14 protein-coding genes are annotated in these 18,565 nt (G+C 50.9%); 11 read left to right on the forward strand and 3 right to left on the reverse strand.

All coding sequences use genetic code 11. The features are described from left to right. The first annotated feature begins 27 nt into the window (after nucleotides 1-27). The 4 genes from nasC to ADA01nite_RS11720 all read left to right on the forward strand — a co-directional run bounded on the left by nasC (nucleotide 28) and on the right by ADA01nite_RS11720 (nucleotide 6,703). Complete coding sequence (nasC, locus tag ADA01nite_RS11705) at nucleotides 28-2,223, forward strand: assimilatory nitrate reductase catalytic subunit NasC (RefSeq protein WP_146810150.1); 2,196 nt, start codon at nucleotides 28-30, stop codon at nucleotides 2,221-2,223. Then, entirely contained in the window at nucleotides 2,192-4,627 is a 2,436-nt protein-coding gene (gene nirB, locus ADA01nite_RS11710; RefSeq protein WP_146810151.1) for a nitrite reductase large subunit NirB, read from the forward strand. Before nasC ends, nirB begins: the two co-directional genes overlap by 32 nt. 16 nt (nucleotides 4,628-4,643) lie before the next feature. Beyond that, nucleotides 4,644-4,976 carry a nitrite reductase small subunit NirD gene (gene nirD / locus ADA01nite_RS11715; RefSeq protein ID WP_146810152.1) on the forward strand — a complete coding sequence of 111 codons (333 nt, stop codon included), beginning with the start codon at nucleotides 4,644-4,646 and terminating at the stop codon, nucleotides 4,974-4,976. Nucleotides 4,977-5,245: 269 nt separating this feature from the next. Next, nucleotides 5,246-6,703 carry a CoA-acylating methylmalonate-semialdehyde dehydrogenase gene (locus ADA01nite_RS11720; protein WP_146810153.1) on the forward strand — a complete coding sequence of 486 codons (1,458 nt, stop codon included), beginning with the start codon at nucleotides 5,246-5,248 and terminating at the stop codon, nucleotides 6,701-6,703. A gap of 83 nt (nucleotides 6,704-6,786) precedes the next feature. Here ADA01nite_RS11720 and ADA01nite_RS11725 read toward each other — a convergent pair whose 3' ends face one another. Beyond that, nucleotides 6,787-8,514: a YcdB/YcdC domain-containing protein gene (locus ADA01nite_RS11725; protein WP_146810154.1), complete on the reverse strand. Its 1,728-nt coding sequence runs from the start codon at nucleotides 8,512-8,514 to the stop codon at nucleotides 6,787-6,789. Nucleotides 8,515-8,607: 93 nt separating this feature from the next. Further along, entirely contained in the window at nucleotides 8,608-9,537 is a 930-nt protein-coding gene (locus tag ADA01nite_RS11730) for a LysR family transcriptional regulator (protein WP_146810155.1), read from the reverse strand. A gap of 309 nt (nucleotides 9,538-9,846) precedes the next feature. On the opposite strand from ADA01nite_RS11730, the gene ADA01nite_RS11735 reads away from it, so the two are divergent. Continuing rightward, nucleotides 9,847-10,821: a cupin domain-containing protein gene (locus tag ADA01nite_RS11735; protein ID WP_246147310.1), complete on the forward strand. Its 975-nt coding sequence runs from the start codon at nucleotides 9,847-9,849 to the stop codon at nucleotides 10,819-10,821. Between the two features lie 70 nt (nucleotides 10,822-10,891). On the opposite strand, the gene ADA01nite_RS11740 is transcribed toward ADA01nite_RS11735, so the two are convergent. Further along, nucleotides 10,892-11,134, reverse strand: a complete 243-nt coding sequence (locus tag ADA01nite_RS11740; RefSeq protein WP_146810156.1) for a hypothetical protein — start codon at nucleotides 11,132-11,134, stop codon at nucleotides 10,892-10,894. Between the two features lie 84 nt (nucleotides 11,135-11,218). Between ADA01nite_RS11740 and ADA01nite_RS11745 the strand changes: the two genes are divergently transcribed. The 6 genes from ADA01nite_RS11745 to ADA01nite_RS11770 all read left to right on the forward strand — a co-directional run bounded on the left by ADA01nite_RS11745 (nucleotide 11,219) and on the right by ADA01nite_RS11770 (nucleotide 18,496). Next, on the forward strand, nucleotides 11,219-12,709 hold the full coding sequence (locus ADA01nite_RS11745; RefSeq protein ID WP_146810157.1) for a helix-turn-helix domain-containing protein: 1,491 nt from the start codon (nucleotides 11,219-11,221) through the stop codon (nucleotides 12,707-12,709). A 164-nt stretch (nucleotides 12,710-12,873) separates the two neighbouring features. After that, the gene (gene hutU, locus ADA01nite_RS11750; RefSeq protein WP_146810158.1) at nucleotides 12,874-14,538 is read left to right on the forward strand and encodes a urocanate hydratase; all 1,665 of its coding nucleotides are present in this window, start codon (nucleotides 12,874-12,876) and stop codon (nucleotides 14,536-14,538) included. Nucleotides 14,539-14,548: 10 nt separating this feature from the next. Beyond that, nucleotides 14,549-15,853 (forward strand): imidazolonepropionase, encoded by a 1,305-nt coding sequence (gene hutI, locus ADA01nite_RS11755; protein ID WP_146810159.1) that lies wholly within the window; start codon nucleotides 14,549-14,551, stop codon nucleotides 15,851-15,853. After that, nucleotides 15,823-16,839: an agmatinase family protein gene (locus ADA01nite_RS11760; protein WP_146810160.1), complete on the forward strand. Its 1,017-nt coding sequence runs from the start codon at nucleotides 15,823-15,825 to the stop codon at nucleotides 16,837-16,839. The genes hutI and ADA01nite_RS11760 overlap by 31 nt, the downstream gene beginning before the upstream one ends. A gap of 259 nt (nucleotides 16,840-17,098) precedes the next feature. Continuing rightward, entirely contained in the window at nucleotides 17,099-17,377 is a 279-nt protein-coding gene (locus ADA01nite_RS11765) for a YkvA family protein (protein ID WP_146810161.1), read from the forward strand. A 285-nt stretch (nucleotides 17,378-17,662) separates the two neighbouring features. Then, nucleotides 17,663-18,496, forward strand: a complete 834-nt coding sequence (locus ADA01nite_RS11770) for a protein-glutamine gamma-glutamyltransferase (protein WP_246147311.1) — start codon at nucleotides 17,663-17,665, stop codon at nucleotides 18,494-18,496. Nucleotides 18,497-18,565: the final 69 nt, after the last annotated feature.

Genomic DNA, 18,565 nt, shown 5'->3' on the forward strand with positions numbered 1-18,565 from the left:
CACCAGATCTGAAATAGGAGGGAAGCCATGAGTGGGTTTTTGCAGCATTTTCGTCAGATTAATGAAAGATACACAGTGTCTACAACGAATCAGACGCGATGCCCGTACTGTAGCATGCAGTGCACCATGCTTTTTCACAGAGAAAACACGCCGTTTTCTTCCCGCTTTACGATTACTCCTAATAAAGAAGACAGCATTGTACAGGGACGCATGTGTGTAAAAGGGCTGGAGGCGCATACACCGATTTTTACAAAAGAACGGATTACATCCCCATTGCTTCGCCGGCACGGTACATTTATTCCGGTCTCCTGGCGAACGGCATTGCAGTGGCTCAAAAGAAAAGTGCGCGATATTCAAAAAGCGCATGGATTTGATGCCATCGGTGTCTATGGAGGTGGTTCTTTGACGAATGAAGAAGGCTATCTCCTCGGTAAATTCGCACGGGTGGCGCTTCGCACCCGGTATATCGATTACAATGGCCGGTACTGCATGTCGGCAGCGGCAGCGGCGGGCAGCCAGGCGTTTGGGATCGACCGTGGAATGACAAATCCCCTGGCAGATATTCCGCTTGCCAAATGCATCATCTTAGCCGGCACTAATATAGCGGAATGCCAGCCGACCATGATGCCGTACCTCCGTCAAGCCAAAGCGAACGGAGCCTGCATCATCGCAATTGACCCGCGTGCAACGGGAACCACCCGGATGGCGGATGTTCACCTGCAGCCAAAGCCGGGCACGGATGCGGCGCTGGTTAACGGCATGCTGAAAGTGATAATCGAAGAGGGATATTATGATTCAAAATTCATCACTGCCCATACCGTTGGCTGGGAAGAGATGTCTGCCTATATCCGGACGGTACAGATGTCCGAAGTGTCACACATCACGGGCATTCCGGAGGCAGATATTGTGCAGGCGGCCCGAATATATGGACAGGCGGAGAGCGGGATGGTCTTTACGGCCCGCGGCGTGGAACAGCACGCATATGGCGTGCAGAACGTGCGCAACTTCATCAACCTTGCACTGGTGACGGGCAAAATCGGCAAGCCTGGTTCGGGATACGGAGCCGTGACCGGACAGGCGAACGGACAGGGTGGACGGGAACACGGGCAGAAGGCTGATCAGCTTCCGGGCTACCGTTCCATTGAAAATGCGGAACATCGAAGACATATAGCGGAGGTGTGGGGCATTAAGGAAAGCCGCCTGCCCGGGAAGGGAGTGTCCGCGTATGAGATGATGGAACGGGCTGCAGCGGGAGAACTTGAGGGAATGATTGTGCTGTCATCCAACCCAGTCGTATCCAACCCTAATGCCCGATTCGTCGAAGAGGTGTTGCGCAAGCTTCCGCTCCTGGTTGTCGTTGATTTGTATATGTCAGAGACCGCACAATTGGCTGATTTGATTCTTCCCTGCGCCTCCCACCTGGAGAAGGAAGGAACCGTGACGAATCTGGAGGGAAGGGTGATGCTCCGCAAAGCGGTGCAGCCGCCTCCCGGAGAAGCGCGGCCCGACTGGCGAATCCTTCAGGATATAGCGCATATTTTAGGACAGCGGCGGACATTTCGGTATGGCGGAGCACGTGATATTTTTGAAGAACTGCGAAAGGCCTCCCGCGGGGGAGTGGCTGATTACAGCGGAATAAAGTATGAGCGGATCGAGAAGGAGCAAGGGGTCTTCTGGCCATGTGCAGACGAAAGGGCTCCCGGAACAGAACGCCTGTTTGAAGAGGGTGTGTTCTATCACCCGGATGGCCGCGCCAGACTCGCGCATGTTCCGCATCTGACACCGCCCGAGCGCACCGATGATGTATACCCGGTTACTTTAACGACGGGGCGCCTTCTTCACCATTACAACAGCGGCGTGCAGACGCGGCGGACGCCTGCGCTCTATGCACGGGCGCAGGCGCCTGTGCTGCAGATTCATCCGGAAACCGCCGAGCGTCTGAGACTTGTAAACGGTGCGCGGGCGCGTATCCACTCAAAACGCGAAACGATAGAAGTCGATGTGAGAGTATCCAAGGATATCCGCGAAGATACGGTATTTGTCGCATTTCACTGGGGCGACGAGCAATGTATCAACAGGTTGACACTGCCGGAATTGGACCCGCAGTGCCGGATGCCGTCGTTTAAGGCGTGCGCGGTCCGCATTGAACCGGTGGAGTCTACAGCCCCTACACGAAAGGAGCAAAAGAAGCATGAACAAGAAAAAGCTTGTGCTTATCGGTAACGGCATGGCCGGGATCAATACGATCGAACACATTTTGAAACTGGGAAACGAGCGGTATGACATTACGATATTCGGCAGTGAGCCGCATCCGAACTATAACCGTATCCTGCTGTCGTCCGTGCTGGCCGGGAACGCCGAGATGGACGATATTATTTTAAACAATTGGAACTGGTACGAAGAAAATAATATTCGCCTGTATGCCGGGCATACCGTCAATCGTATCGATACGGAGAATAAGCTTGTTTATACCGACACAGGTGTATGCGAGCCTTATGATGAATTGATTATTGCTACCGGCTCGGTGCCGTTTATACTCCCGCTGCCGGGTGCCGACAGGGAAGGGGTTATTGCGTTCCGGGATATCAAGGACTGCGAGACGATGATGGAGGCAGCAAAGCGATATAAAAAAGCCGTCGTTATCGGCGGCGGACTTTTGGGACTCGAAGCGGCCAAGGGACTTCTGAATTTGAACATGGAGGTGGCCGTGGTCCATATCTCCGATTATTTAATGGAACGACAGCTGGATTCGACTGGATCGGAGATGCTGCGCGCCGAGCTTGAGAGGCAGGGTATGAAGTTCTTGCTTTCCAGGCAAACGGAAGAAATTCTCGGAGACGACCGCGTTACCGGGCTTCGCTTTAAGGACGGTACAAGCGTCGAAGCCGATTTGGTGGTTATGGCGGTCGGCATCCGGCCCAGTGTACAGTTAGCCCGGGCATCTGATATTGAAGTCAATCGCGGCATCGTGGTTAACGATTACATGGAGACGAACCGACCCCATGTGTATGCAGTGGGGGAGTGTGCCGAGCATCAGGGGATTGTCTACGGTCTGGTTGCGCCGCTGTATGAGCAGGGCGCGGTGCTTGCCAAACGGCTCTGCGGAGTTGAAACTGCACCTTACAAGGGCTCGGTAATCTCCACAAAATTAAAAGTCTCCGGCGTCGATGTCTTCTCAGCCGGTGAATTTATGGATGGACCGGATACTCGTTCCATTCGTATACATGACGAATGGAACGGCGTTTATAAAAAGGTGCTGGTCCGGAACAACCGGATCATCGGCGGCGTGTTGTTCGGCGATACGAACGAATCATCCCGATTGTTTCAATGGATTCGAAACCGGGCGGAGATGACCCCTAAAATTCACGTATCCCTGCTCGGTCTTGCGGCAGAAGGAAACGGAAGCGGCGGCGCAGATACAGTGGCTGATCTGGACAATGAGGAGATCATTTGCGGATGCAATGGTGTATCTAAAGGGGATATTGTTTCCGCCATTCAAGAAAAGGGGCTTACTACGGTAGATGAAGTCAAAGGGTGTACCGGCGCGTCCCGTTCGTGCGGCGGATGCAAGCCGCTCGTCACCCAGCTTCTCGGCCATGCCCTTGGGGATGAGTTCGACTCCGCAGGTATACAGAAGGAAGGCATTTGTCCTTGTACGCCGCTGACACATGATGAAGTGGTTGCCGCCATCCGCGAGAAACAGTTGACGCACATGAGAGAAGTGATGCATGTACTGGAATGGAATACGGAAGAAGGGTGCTCGAAGTGTCGTCCCGCACTGAATTACTATTTGGGTATGGTATGGCCGGAAGCGTACGCGGACGATCGGAATTCCCGCTTTGTTAATGAAAAAGTGCATGCCAACATTCAAAAGGACGGTACTTATTCCGTCGTACCGCGAATGTACGGCGGAGTGACCTCGCCGGAGGAGCTGCGCCGCATTGCCGATGTGGCGGAGAAATACCAGGTGCGGATGATTAAAGTTACCGGGGGCCAGCGGCTCGATTTGCTTGGCGTATCCAAAGAAAATCTGCCGCAAATCTGGGAAGAGCTAGGGATGCCTTCGGGTTATGCCTACGCTAAAGCCGTACGTACGGTCAAAACATGCGTAGGCGAAACCTTCTGCCGCTTCGGCACGCAGGATTCCATCCAGATGGGCATCGACATGGAGAAGAAATACGAACGGCTCAACACACCGGCAAAAGTTAAAATGGCCGTCTCTGCCTGCCCGCGCAATTGTGCGGAGTCCGGCATTAAAGATCTGGGCATCGTAGGCGTAGACGGAGGCTGGGAAATCTTCGTCGGTGGAAACGGCGGGGTTAATCTGCGCAAGGGGGACCTACTGTGCAAGGTTAAAACGCGGGAAGAAGTGCTTGATATTACCGGCGCTTATCTGCAGTACTACCGCGAGACGGGGCAGTACGGCGAGCGAACATCCGAGTGGGTGGAGCGCATGGGGCTTGAGCATATCAAACGCGTGGTTGTTGACGATAAGGAGGGCCGCAAGCTGCTGCTGCAGCGCATCGATATTGCACTGGCTCAACTTGTCGATCCGTGGGAAGAAATCGTGCGGGATGCTGGAATTCGCGAGACGATGTTCGAAGAGATCAAGGCAAGCAGCCTGTAAAACGGAGGGATGAAGCATGAAACGATATAGGATTGGGCCGATTGAATCTCTGCCTGTGCAAACAGGAAGAGTGGTGTACATTGAGAATCGGGAAATCGCTGTGTTCCGGTTGTCAAACGGGGAAGTCCAGGCCGTGGAGAATCGGTGTCCCCATAAAGGCGGGCCGCTGGCCGAAGGGATCGTCAGCGGCAATTACGTATTTTGTCCGCTGCATGACAGGAAAATTAATCTCAAAGACGGTCTGGTCCAGAAGCCGGATATAGGCTGTGTCAGAACCTATCCGGTTGAATTGATAGAGGGCACGGTGATTCTTGGCATTCCGGTGAAAGAGGCGGCAATCTCCGGGTAAGGCAGTACCCTTCCGTTTCTCCAATGTCAGACGGTGAAAAGGCATCCTTTGAGCAGGGTGCCTTTTTTTGATATACGTTTTGTCTAAAATTCTATTGTTTTCAGCCTGAATTATTGCCGTTAGAATACAAAAAGGTAGGCAACAAGTCAAAATGAAAAATTGAAGTTTTTACACACTGTCTAATGTAAACGTCTTATAATCGGTTTATAGTAAAAAGGAAGAAGATTACGCAGAAATAAATTTAGGCAATTGAGGTGGTTGGGATGACAATGATGAAACGTCAAGCAGAGATAGTAAGAAATTTTATAGGCGGTCGGTGGGTAGAGGCCAGGGCTGCACGTTATGAAGAAGTGCCAAATCCGGCGACGGGAGAAGTCATCGGGCGCGTTCCTGTATCTACACGCGAGGATGTAGATCGGGCGGTGGAAGCGGCGAAGGAAGCGTATCAGACATGGAGTAAAACGCCGGTGCCGCGTCGGGCACGCATTTTGTTCAAGTACCAGCAACTGCTCGTGGATCAATGGGAAGAGCTGGCCCGCCTTATTACCATCGAGAACGGGAAGAGCTACGATGAAGCATACGGTGAGGTGCAACGGGGCATTGAGTGCGTTGAATTTGCAGCAGGAGCCCCAACGCTGATGATGGGAAATCAGCTCCCTGACATTGCTTCAGGCATTGAATCCGGGATGTATCGTTACCCGCTTGGTGTAGTCGGCGGCATTACGCCGTTTAACTTCCCGATGATGGTGCCCTGCTGGATGTTCCCGCTGGCGATCGCCTGCGGCAATACCTTTGTATTAAAACCTTCCGAGCGTACGCCGCTGCTGGCAAACCGCCTGGCGGAACTTTTTGCGGAAGCGGGGCTTCCTGACGGTGTGCTCAATATCGTACACGGAGCGCATGATGTGGTGAACGGCATTCTCGAACACCAGGACATTAAGGCGGTTTCGTTTGTTGGCTCACAGCCTGTAGCGGAATACGTGTATAAGACGGCCGCAGCACACGGAAAGCGCGTACAGGCGCTGGCCGGCGCCAAGAACCATTCCATTGTCATGCCGGATGCCGATATGGATGTAGCAGTCAAAAATATTATCAGCGCCGCTTTTGGTTCAGCAGGCGAGCGCTGCATGGCGTGTGCGGTGGTCGTCGCCGTAGGGGAGATCGGGGACGAACTTGTACGCCGTCTGCGAGAAGAAGCGGACAGCATCAAAATGGGCAACGGACTGGAGGAAGGTGTCTTCTTAGGACCCGTTATCCGTGATTCGCATAAAGACCGGACCATTCGTTATATCGAAGCCGGTGAAAAGGAAGGCGCGGTATTGGTCCGCGACGGACGAAATGATAAGGTACAAGTCGAGGGAGGATACTTTATCGGTCCGACCATTTTTGATCGGGTGACGACAGACATGTCGATTTGGAAGGATGAGATTTTCGCCCCGGTACTTTCGGTTGTCCGCGTCAGCAATTTGGAGGAAGCCATTGCGCTTGCCAATCAGTCCGCATTCGCCAACGGTGCCTGCCTTTATACTGATAGTGCCAAAGCGGTGCGCCAGTTCCGTGATGAGATGGATGCCGGGATGCTGGGTGTCAACGTGGGCGTACCTGCTCCGATGGCCTTTTTCCCGTTCTCGGGATACAAGAATTCCTTCTACGGAGATTTGCACGCCAACGGGCGCGACGGGGTCGAATTCTACACGCGCAAGAAGATGCTGACGGCTCGCTATTAAACCCGCCGTCAAAAAAAACCGCTCAGGAAGGAAATCTCTCTGAGCGGTTTTTTTCTTATGGAAAGAGTCTGAGATGGTAATCCTTATTCCTCGTCCCATTCCACAGGTACGTTTACATATTCGCCTGTTGTAGCATCCACGTATCCATAACCTTTCGAATTGTCCCAGCCGTAGACAAGAATCGGAGCCGGTGCACGCTGATTCATATACTGCGGCCAAATGTACTGCAGCTTCAGCGCTTCGTTTTTCAAAAACATCGTCACAGCCTGCGTCTTCGTTACGATGTTTTTGGCATCAGGCAGCTCCAGCTTTTCTTTTGGAACAGCAAGTGAGAATCCAACCACTTTTCCTGTTTGCTTGTCCACCGTTACTTGATAGGAACGGTCCTGTACGGGAATGCCTTGATGCATCTCCTGGAAAAAGAAAGAGTATTCATTTGATTGATTTTCAAGAATTCCTTCCGGCAGTTTGCTTTTATCGACCCAGGCTGGAAGTTCCGGCTCTTCCCAGGAGAAATCGATCGACTCCAATTGTTTGGCTGTCGGACTGGCATATGTCTGAAGGAAAGAGAGGGCTGTGGCGTATGCTTCCTCTTTCGTGACTTTTGCCGCCTGTTCCTGCGGTTCCCGGTTTACCTGCACACTGGCATGCTGGACTTGTCCTGTCCTCTTATCTACCAAAACATATGAAAAAATTTGGTGATCCTCGGTGTCGAATTCATACATTTGCTGCGGGTTGTCTTCGTTATTTTCAGGAACTCGATGTTCCGCTGTGCGCAGCTTTGTCCGGGCGTCAGCCATGCCAAGTAGTTGTCCGATTAATTGCTTTGCCTCGTCTTCAGAACGGACGATAATGGGCTGCCCTTTCGGTTGAAGCGTAACTTCTTGTTTGGAGACGGAAGGCTGCCTGTTTTTATCTATTTCTTTTCCGCTCAACGTATCGATCGGTTTGCCCGTCACGGGATGAAGGTAGCCATACCTCTGGAAGTCATATCGCAGTACAGGTTTCGTTTTTGTGTTAACGGAAAGCCGTGTGTATTTTTCCGGCTGTGCTTCTATGTAGCTTACGTCTATGCTGTCAGCGGTAACTGCCTTTTGTTTGATTTCTTCCGCGGGTCTGGCGGTATTCGGCTTCGGTACAGAAATGTTGTCTAAATCTATCGGGGTATATGTATAGTTCACGACATGACCGAAAGAGTCGACACCCAGATGCGGCCCTCCGCCGCCGGATACGGGAAGTCCATTCAGCACAAGGGGAAACTCCGCATGACGAGTTGCCCATGTTGTTTTTGTTCCGTCATCGTGGTGTGTGGTTGAGGAGCCGGCGCCATTGGATTCCGGTTTGCCGAATTTCTGCCTGTTTTCCGCTCCGAACCATTCGGTCAGAAAGCGATCTGCGGCTTCCAATGTTAGCTGACGGGACGGCATCTTATCGGATGCCCATTCCCAGATTTGCAGATCGAATCCCAGCAGTTCTCCGGTGCTGTTATCGAAAATCAGATGAGCGTTCGACAGCCCTTTTGGATTCCAAGCCTCTTCCGGCTTTTGATTGCTGAGGGTTACGACAAATCGCCCGTCTCCCTCTGAGGGATAGCTGCCAGTAACATGCAGTCTTTTTAATTCCGGCTGCAGGGAAAATAACTTGTCCATTGACTTTTGTACGGCAGGAGGAATCGGAGCAAGGTGTTCTGTAGATTTGACTGAGGCTGCAGGTTGAGCGATCTCGCTTTCGGTCCCGGCGGCTAAAGCCGGAACGGCGGGAACAAGCGAAGACGCCAGCAGCAGCGCAGCCAGCGGCAGTGAATATTTCATCGCAATCTCCTTTCTGGATAAATATAGAAACTACTTTAATCATATAGGAAACCGCTTAAATATCAACCATCTTTTTTAAAAAAAAAAAAATATTTACTCATTGCCGGGAGTATGGATTGTACCGGGTGCCTGAGTCGTACCGGATATTACAAATTTCTTTGCAATGTGTACAAATTTATCCACCAGAGGCGATGCGGCATCCCTGCGCCATGATAGGCCCATAGCAGCGTTCGGCATTCCATCTTTTACATTGCGGTACACCACATCCTGCGTATGGAGATTCATGGCCGAAACAGGTACGACCGCAATGCCGATGCCGGCAGCCACTAAACCGATGACGGTCTGAAATTCCAGCGCCTCCTGACGGATGATAGGGTGAAAGCCCATCCGGTTGCAGAGGCTGAGGAATTCATCATACAGCCCTGCCCATGTTTTTCGCGATAGGGCAACAAACGGGAAATGAGCTGTGTCAACGAGACGGATTTCTTTCTTTTCTAACAGTGGATGATTCTTAGGCAGAGCGAGTACGCACGGTGCCGCCTGGACAATATTGGTGCGCAGGGCAGGGTCCGATACAGGGGGCCGCAGGATTCCGATATCGATGCGATTCTGGCGGAGAGCCTCGATTTGCTCCGGTGTGGACATTTCGTAAAGAGAGATATGCACGTCGGGGAAGCGAAGCTGATATTCGCGGATCACGGCCGGCAGAATGTCGTATGTAGCCGAGCCTACGAATCCTACGACCAGTGAACCGACCTCCCCGCGATGGGCGCGCTGCGCAACCTTGACGGCGTGTGACACGCCGGCGAGAATCCGCCGTACTTCAACCAGAAACAATTCTCCTGCGCCGGTTAGTTGAATGCGTTTTTTCTCACGGTGAAAAAGAGGAACACCAAGCTCTCTCTCCAACTGTTGAATTTGCTGGCTCAACGGAGGCTGTGTAATGTTCAGCCGCGCCGCCGCTCTGCTGAAGTTGAGCTCTTCAGCTACGGCCATAAAGTATTCCAAATGGCGAAGCTCCATATTCTATCACCTTATTTCAGTTTATTCGTATAACGAATATTATGGCTATGAATTATATATTAGACACGATGTTAAGGTTAATAATACCATGGAGCTACAAGGCAGAAAACTACTATGGCGTTTCAGCCGCAACCCCGACATGAAATGAGGGAAGGGCGGCTGACTTTTGGAGTACGAAGGAAAAAAGAGAAAAGAACGAGGGTATGATTTCAATGTGGAAAAAGGCGAACGCCTTTTTCTTCCCTGGATCTTCTTTCCTCTCCCCTTCTTTCTTTTCTCATGATTTTCACAGAAAATAAGGAGGAGAACATGATGACGAATAAGACCGCCGCATTTCAAGCCGGAAATTTGGCTGTAGGGGAAGTTCGGGAAAATTGGGCTGGCGATGCCCGTTTCTATGAGTACACAAAGGCAGCCGATCCGATCGGCTCCGGCTTTATCAGTCCAATCCCGGCAAGCGAATTCTCCGCAGAGCTCTATACGACAGGACCGACACGCATCGTACCTCTTGATCTTTCCGAAGCGCTGGGCACCGACTATCCTGCCACCAGCCCGTCACTGCTGGCTCATTTCATACGCATCAAAGCGGGAGAGAGGCTGGAAACAAATCCGAATGCCACAAGCGAACTCTACTATATAATCTCCGGACGAGGCTATACGGAAATAGACGGAGTACAAATACACTGGAAAGCCGGGGATTTTCTTACACTGCCTGCCGGCTCGTCCAGCAAGCATGTCGCGGAAGAAGATACGACATGCTATTATGTGCTCGACACACCGCTGCTTGATTATCTTGGTGTTACCGCTACCACTCCCCGCTTCCGCCCCGTTTTATTTGCAGGGGAAAAGGTAAGGGCGGAGCTGGAGCTTGCGGCTTCAGCGCCGGATGCACACAAGAAGAACCGGATTTCCGTGCTGCTCAATAATGCGGCCTTCAATCAGACGCTTACGATTACCCATACGTTATGGGCGATGTTCGGCGTAGTGCCGATAGGGGCGATACAGCTTCCGCACAGCCATAAATCGGTGGCACTTGACTTTGTCGTTGACTGTAAGCCCGGCTGCTATACGCTTGTCGGTGACCAGGTCGATCCGGTCACGAAGCAAATCGTAAACCCGCTCCGCATCGATTGGGAACCGGGCAAGGCTTTCGTTACTCCGCCGGGCAAATGGCATTCCCACCACAATGAATCCGGTGCTCCGGCCTATATTCTGCCCATTCAGGATGCAGGATTGCAGACGTATCTGCGTACGCTTGATATTCAATTTGTAACGCGTGACTAGTATATGAAAAAGAGGACCGTTCTGATTTCAGAACGGTCTTTCGTTATGGTATAGGAAAGTATATGTTACTTTACAGTGATAAAGCAACATATACTTTCCCTCCATTCGTAAGCGAGAAAAAACTCGCGAGGCGTGTGCCAAACGTTCCTTTTTCCTTGTGGAGCGTGTGACGCGGAGGGCGAGAAAGACCGGCAACTGTCTCCATCCCTGAACAACCCGGATGTTTTGCCGGTCCGACCGTAGCGACAAAAAGCGGCTGTTTGGCTTCTTTGAGGAAAAAGGACGAGCGGCAACGCCCGCGAGTTTTTCTCATTTACGGGTAGTCCGGCGGGTTTATTGTATAATAATGTATAAAACGTCCGGACAATGTTCAACTTTTCAGTGGAGGAATAGGGACATGGTAAAGTTATTGATTGCCGACAGGGACCATAATGAACGGACCGGGATTGGCTGGCTCGTGAATTCATACGCCATTCCGTTTGATCGTGTAGTGATGGCCGGCACCATTCCTGAAGTATTTCAGATCATAGAGTCAGAGATGCCGGATGTCATTTGCATTGAGCTCGACATGATTCCGAGGGAAGTGTGGGACAGCTTCAAGGAGCGAATCAAACAATATAAACAAACCATCATTGTCATGACGGCAGAAGCCACATTTGAGAGAGCGATGCAGGGGATTGAGCTTCACGCTCACGACTTGTGGATTAAGCCTCATTCACCGGACAGTATCCGACGTGTATTGGCACGATGCTGCAAGGCCGCTTCCAGCGCCCAACAGGATACAGAGATTGAAGAGGGAGCGATCCCGCCTGCTCTTTCCTACCATTCCCTGTTTCTTCCCCAGAAGCAGGCAGCCGATGATTGCTGGCTGCTTCTGCTGCAGCTTGAGAAGACGGAGCAGCAACCCAGGCTGCTTAGCTTTTTACAGGACTATCCGTTTCACCATGCGCCGGTTTTGCTGCCGCTAAGCGACATGATTGTCTCTATTTTTACCCGTGAGCCGCGGCACTCGCTTTTCACGATGAAAAAAATAGGCAATCGGCTTCTTCAGGAATGGGAAGAGAAATTTGCGGAGCCTCTCTCCCTTGTCCTGTATGATACGAAAGACAAGTCTCTTGCGCTTCAGCAGAAGTACCAGTATGCCAGACAAGCGCTTGAGATTCGTTTTTTTAAAGGATACCGGCAGGTTTCTATCATTGAGGATAAAGTGGACTGGCAGATTATCGACCCGTTCTTGACGCCTGCGGAACAAAGGGAATGGATTGGCATGCTGGGCGATGGGGATAGGGAGCGGCTTAAGCTATGGATGTATAAAGAGTTTCTGAATAAAGAAGAGCCATACCCCGAACCGGGGCTGCTGCGGACGCGTTTGACGAGCATTCTTGCCCAGGTTCGCCGCTTTATGAAATCATATTGTTTGGATCAGGGCAGACTTGAAGAGCGCTATCACCGGGTATTTGAAACAATTCTATATAATCCGATTTTGTATCGGATCGTACAGGAGTTTCTGCTGTTTTTATACGAAATGCTGGACATGGCAAAGGAATACCGGGAAGATGCGCGAATCGATATCATCGAACAAGCGCTTCGCTACATAGAAGAAAATTACACAAATCCGAATCTTCGTCTTGAAGATGTCGCCGACTATGTCGCCCGGAGTCCGGCGTATTTCAGCTCGCTTTTCACGAAAAGGCAAGGGCATTCTTTTCGTCAGCTTGTAACGACCATCCGGATCAAAGAGGCGCAGCGGCTGTTGCTGGATAGGAAGCTGTCGGTTCAGGAGGTTGCTGAAAGAGCGGGATTTATCAACGCCAACTATTTCAGCAAGATTTTCAAAGAAAAAACGGGACTTACCCCCCGCATGTTTAGAAATCGTAAAAAAATGTAGAAATCTAAAATAATAACAGTTTTGGACATAAAGCGCTGATAAAGCGCTTTCTTTTTTCGAAAATAATTGAAAAAACTCGAAAAGTTCGCCTCTATTTTTACCGTCTGCGCTTCTCTACACTTTAAGTAGATGAAAGTAAACGTTAAAAGCGAGCGGGTGAAAAGATGATGAACAATCAAACAGAAAGAAAGATTGAGCATTATACAGGTTCGACACTTCATACAAAGGGATGGATTCAGGAAGCGGCGCTGAGGATGCTGTTGAATAACCTGCATGAGGACGTGGCGGAACATCCGCAGAACCTGGTGGTATACGGAGGTATCGGAAAAGCCGCCCGGAACTGGGAGTGTTTCGACGCCATCGTGGAAACGCTGAAGGGCTTGGAAAATGATGAAACGCTGCTCATTCAATCCGGAAAGCCGGTCGCCGTATTTAAATCCCATACGGACGCGCCGCGCGTATTGATCGCCAATTCTAACCTGGTACCTGCCTGGGCGAATTGGGCTCATTTCCATGAGCTTGATAAGAAGGGGTTAATGATGTACGGGCAGATGACGGCGGGCAGCTGGATTTATATCGGCAGTCAGGGCATTGTTCAGGGAACGTACGAGACGTTTGCCGAATGTGCACGCCAGCATTTCAACGGTACATTGGCCGGCACCATCACCGTAACGGCGGGCCTTGGCGGCATGGGAGGCGCGCAGCCGCTTGCCGTTTCCTTAAATGGCGGCGTTAGCATTAATATCGAAGTGGATCCGACGCGCATTCAGCGCCGAATTAATACGAGATATTTGGATGTAATGACAGACAACCTGGATGAAGCCATTGCGATGGCACTTGAAGCGAAGCGGGAGAAGAAAGGCATCTCGATCGGACTTTTAGGCCATGCGTCCGATGTGCTAAAACGAATGCTTGCGAGAGGGTTTATTCCGGATATATTAACGGACCAGACGTCTGCGCATGACCCGCTTAACGGCTACATTCCAACGGGCATGGGTCTGGAAGAAGCGGCGGCACTTCGAAACGAGAATCCGAAAATGTACGAAGCGCAATCCAAAGAAAGCATCGCCGAACATGTACGCGCCATGCTGAAGATGCAGGAGCAGGGCGCCGTTACGTTTGACTATGGCAATAACATTCGCCAGGTCGCGAAAGACGAGGGAGTAGAGAACGCCTTCGATTTCCCGGGTTTTGTACCAGCGTACATTCGTCCACAGTTCTGTGAAGGAAAAGGACCGTTCCGCTGGGTAGCGCTCTCGGGCGATTCGGAGGATATCTATAAAACAGACGAAGTGATTTTACGCGAGTTCAACTACAATACACACCTCTGCAACTGGATTAAAATGGCGCAGGAACGCATTCAATTTCAGGGACTTCCGGCGCGTATTTGCTGGCTGGGGTATGGGGAACGTGCGAAGTTTGGCAGGATTATCAACGATATGGTGGCACGTGGTGAGCTGAAAGCACCGATTGTCATCGGGCGTGATCATCTCGACTCCGGTTCGGTCGCTTCGCCAAACCGGGAAACGGAAGCGATGAGAGACGGAAGCGACGCGGTATCCGACTGGCCGATTCTCAATGCGCTTATTAACAGCATAGGCGGAGCAAGCTGGGTGTCCGTTCACCATGGCGGCGGCGTTGGTATGGGCTATTCCCTGCACGCAGGAATGGTCATCGTGGCAGACGGAACAAAAGAAGCGGAAAAACGACTTGAGCGCGTGCTTACTACGGATCCGGGCATGGGGGTTGTCCGCCACGCGGATGCCGGCTATGACCTTGCAATTCGGACGGCAAAAGAAAAAGGCATCCACATACCGATGCTGAAGTAGGAGGCTGATTATGAGCAAGAAACCGACATTTATTCGGAATGCCAGTCAGTTGGTAACGCTTGCCGGCAGCTCGAACGCCCCTCTTACCGGGGAAAAGATGAATCAACTGCACATTATTGAAAATGGCAGCGTTTGGCTTGAAGACGGTCTCATCCAATACGTGGGAAAAGATGAAGAGGCCGCCGAAAGGTATAAGGAACGGCTTGCGGATGCGGAAATTATTGACGCGGCAGGCAAACTGGTTACACCGGGGCTTGTCGACCCGCATACACACCTGGTGTATGCGGGCAGCCGTGAAAATGAATTCAACATGCGCCTGCAGGGTGCGACCTATATGGAGATTATGAACAGCGGCGGAGGCATTCACGCCACCACGTCTGCAACAAGGGAGGCGAGTCACGAAGCTCTCTTCGAGGAAAGTCGGAAGCGCCTCGACCAATTCCTGCTTCACGGCGTCACGACAGCAGAAGCGAAAAGCGGATACGGCCTTACGATTGAGAACGAAATCAAGCAGCTCGAAGTTGCGGGACAGCTGCATGAACAGCATCCAGTCGATATTGTCCGAACGTTCATGGGAGCGCATGCTGTGCCTTCCGAATATAAGAGCAATCCGGATGCCTTTGTTGGTATGATCATTCAGGAGATGATTCCAGAAGTCGCCCGCCGGAACCTGGCTGAATTTAACGATGTATTCTGCGAACGGGGCGTGTTTACGCCGGAACAGGCCAAGCGAATCTTAGAAGCCGGACTGAAGCACGGCCTGTTGCCCAAAATCCATGCGGATGAAATTGAACCGTATGAAGGAGCGGAATTGGCAGCCGCCATCGGAGCTGTGTCGGCTGATCATCTGCTGCGGGCTTCGGATAAAGGGATTGAAATGATGGCAGAAGCGGGTGTGATTGCGGTTCTTCTTCCGGGTACAGCCTTCTTCCTGATGGCGGAATCCGCAAACGGCCGCAAGATGATTGATGCGGGCGTTCCCGTGGCACTATCTACGGACTGCAACCCAGGCTCGTCACCGACTGTTTCTATGCCGCTTATTATGAATCTTGGCTGTCTGAAAATGGGCATGACGCCGGCGGAAGTGCTGACGGCGGCCACCATTAACGCGGCGCATGCAATCAAACGCGGCAAAGAAATTGGCAGCCTGGAAAAAGGGAAAAAGGCCGATATCGTTATTTTTGATGTGCCGAATTATATGCAGCTTCAATACCGCTACGGTGTAAATCATGCACACACGGTGATTAAAGACGGCGTAGTCGTCGTCGATGGAGGGAGATTGGTTTGCAGCACGGCTACCCGTATCCTCAGCTAAAACCGCCGGCATTTTCCTGGGACCGGAGCACAGGGAGCGAAGAGCCAAAGGTCCATGAATGGATCGAGACCCTTCGTCCGGATGAGGCGGGAGAGACGGACTGGGATCATTATGATGCGGTGATTCTCGGAGTGCCCCTGTCCCGTTCCTCCATCTCCGCTTCCGCGGCCAGCGAGAATCCGGATGCTCTGCGGCGGACGTGGAAATATTTTACGACGTATAATCTGGATTATGATGAAGATCTGTCTGAATTGCGTGTGGTCGATCTTGGGGATGTGCGTCAGCATGTAACGGATATTGAAGCCTGCCATTCCCATATCCGGCAGGCAATGGCCAGCATGCAGACCCATCATCCACAGGTGCTGCCTATCGTGATGGGAGGTGATCATTCGATTACTGCCATGCTGGTAAAAGGCTGGAAGGATGTACACCGTGATGAGCGGATCGGCATCCTGCAGTTGGATACCCATTTTGATTTGCGGGATTTGGCGGATAACGGGCCAAGCAACGGAACGCCGATCCGCAACTTGATTGAAAGCGGTGTGATTAGAGGGGAAGATGTCCATAATATTGGGCCGCACGGATTTTTTAACGCTCGTTCGCTGAAGGCATACGCCGATAAGGTAAAGTTGAATTATACTACCTTAAAGCAGGCGCGCAAAAGAGGGGTGGAAGCGACGGTACGGGAAGCTTTGGAACAACTGAGTACCAAGGTTGACACCATCTATTTAACGGTGGATATGGATGTGCTCGATATCAGCTACGGCCCCGGGGTTCCCGCTTCCACACCGGGGGGCATGCGAAGCGATGAGCTGTTCGATGCTGTATATGCGGCGGGAGCGCATCCGAAAGTCAAGGCTATGGACATCGTTTGCTTAGATCCGTATAAAGACAGAGGGGAAGCAACCGTCAAAACCGCAGTACACACGATGCTCTCGTTCTTAACGGGCTTTAAACAGCGAAAGAATACTTTTACTTCGCGGTGAATCTTAATAGACGAAGCGCTTTTCAGGCTTGGCTGCTTGACGAAGAGGGGACAAATCATTTATGATTATACTAATCAACGATATCTCTCAAAGGGGAGTAGCTAGTACAGCAAAGTCGTCATTCCGGGATGAGTGTCCCCGGCTTTGTTGGCAACGTGGCGTTGTTAGCGAGACCTTTGCCTGCGGGTAAAGGCTGATATATGCGCATGACCTTTACCTGTGTGGGTAAAGGTCATTTTTATTTTCAGGAGGGATTTTTGTGAGGAAGTTCTTAAGAAGAATTCGTTTTATCTTTAATATCAAGCGCTTTTTGCCTTTCCTCTTTGCGTTTTTCAGATCAAGAGAAGTCTCAACCCGCAGGAAACTGTTATCCTGCCTGCTGCTTGTCGGCTACATTGTTTTTCCTTTTGATGTGATTCCCGATTTCTTATCCTTCTTTGGTATTTTAGATGACCTTACAATCTTAACATTGGTTTTACAGCAGATTGTGAAGATGTCGCCGCAGCACCTCAAAGATAAATACGGCGTTTTGGAGTAGTACATGCATAAAGCCCGCTGTCCGAGAGGATGGTGGGTTTAGATCCGTTGTGAATGGGAAGCTTTGATTCCTGCCAAACGACCGGAAAACGGACCGGAAAACTTCTTCCATTCATAAGCAGAAATAAAATACGTTCTGAAGCTGTCGAGAAGGTTTCGGCGGCTTTTTTGATGCGCATTTTTTAACTGAGAATGAAAGAAGTCGCACCTATATCCGGTTATGAATACATTGTTTGTAACGGAAAAGGATGTGTCTGGGTCAAATAGAAAAAAAGGAGAGCGAATTGTGATTCAAATTGCAGATGCGCTGCTTGATAGCAGCATGGTTGAACTGGAAGCATCATTTAGCGGGCTTAAGCGGAGGATTCTCGAGCATATGGCGGCAAGTCCGATTCCATATCGGTATCCATCTTTATCCGTAGTACGGTTTGAAATGAAACTGCGCAGTCATATTGTGGAGGCCGCCAAAAAATTGAATGAAAGCGGGGCAGACTTTGCCACATTTGAAGAATCCAGATGCAATCCGCGCTACTGGATACTTACAGAGAAAGGAGGGTTTCGTCTGAGGGAAAACGCCGAGCCGGCCGAGGCGATGGAGGATATTTTTAAAAACGGAAGAAGCTACGGTTTTGAGTGCGCAACCGCGATCGTGATTGTCTATTATAAAGCCATCATCGACTCCATTGGCAGGCAGAAGTTCAATCGGTTGTTTTCTTCCATTCTTCTTTATGACGGCGTGTATGATGAGGATTTGGGATTAAAGTGGTATAAAACAGAAGAATATCTTCCAGGAGACGTCTTATATTTCAAAAACCCCGATCACAATCCCGAAACGCCTGAATGGCAGGGAGAAAACGTCGTATTGCTGGAAGACAACCGATACTTTGCACACGGAATCGGCATCAAAACAGGAGAACAGATTATTGCTGCATTGAACAAGAAGCGTAAACCCGGAGCAACGGTATCGGCGTATCTTCAGGAAGGAGCGGCTCGTCCCGACTTTGCGTATCTGGCTCAATACGATGATCAAGAAGGGGCAGTGTCAATCAGAAATCACAGGGCATCCGGGAATCGGTTCATTATTGCCCGGATTGGTTCTGCAACGTATATTAAAGCATAGGATGGAGCGTCCATCTATCTTAAGCGAGGCAAGTAGAACAAAAAGATTTGTGGTTTGAAATACAATAAA

The sequence above is a fragment of the Aneurinibacillus danicus genome, assembly GCF_007991215.1.
In the GTDB taxonomy this organism is placed as follows: domain Bacteria; phylum Bacillota; class Bacilli; order Aneurinibacillales; family Aneurinibacillaceae; genus Aneurinibacillus; species Aneurinibacillus danicus.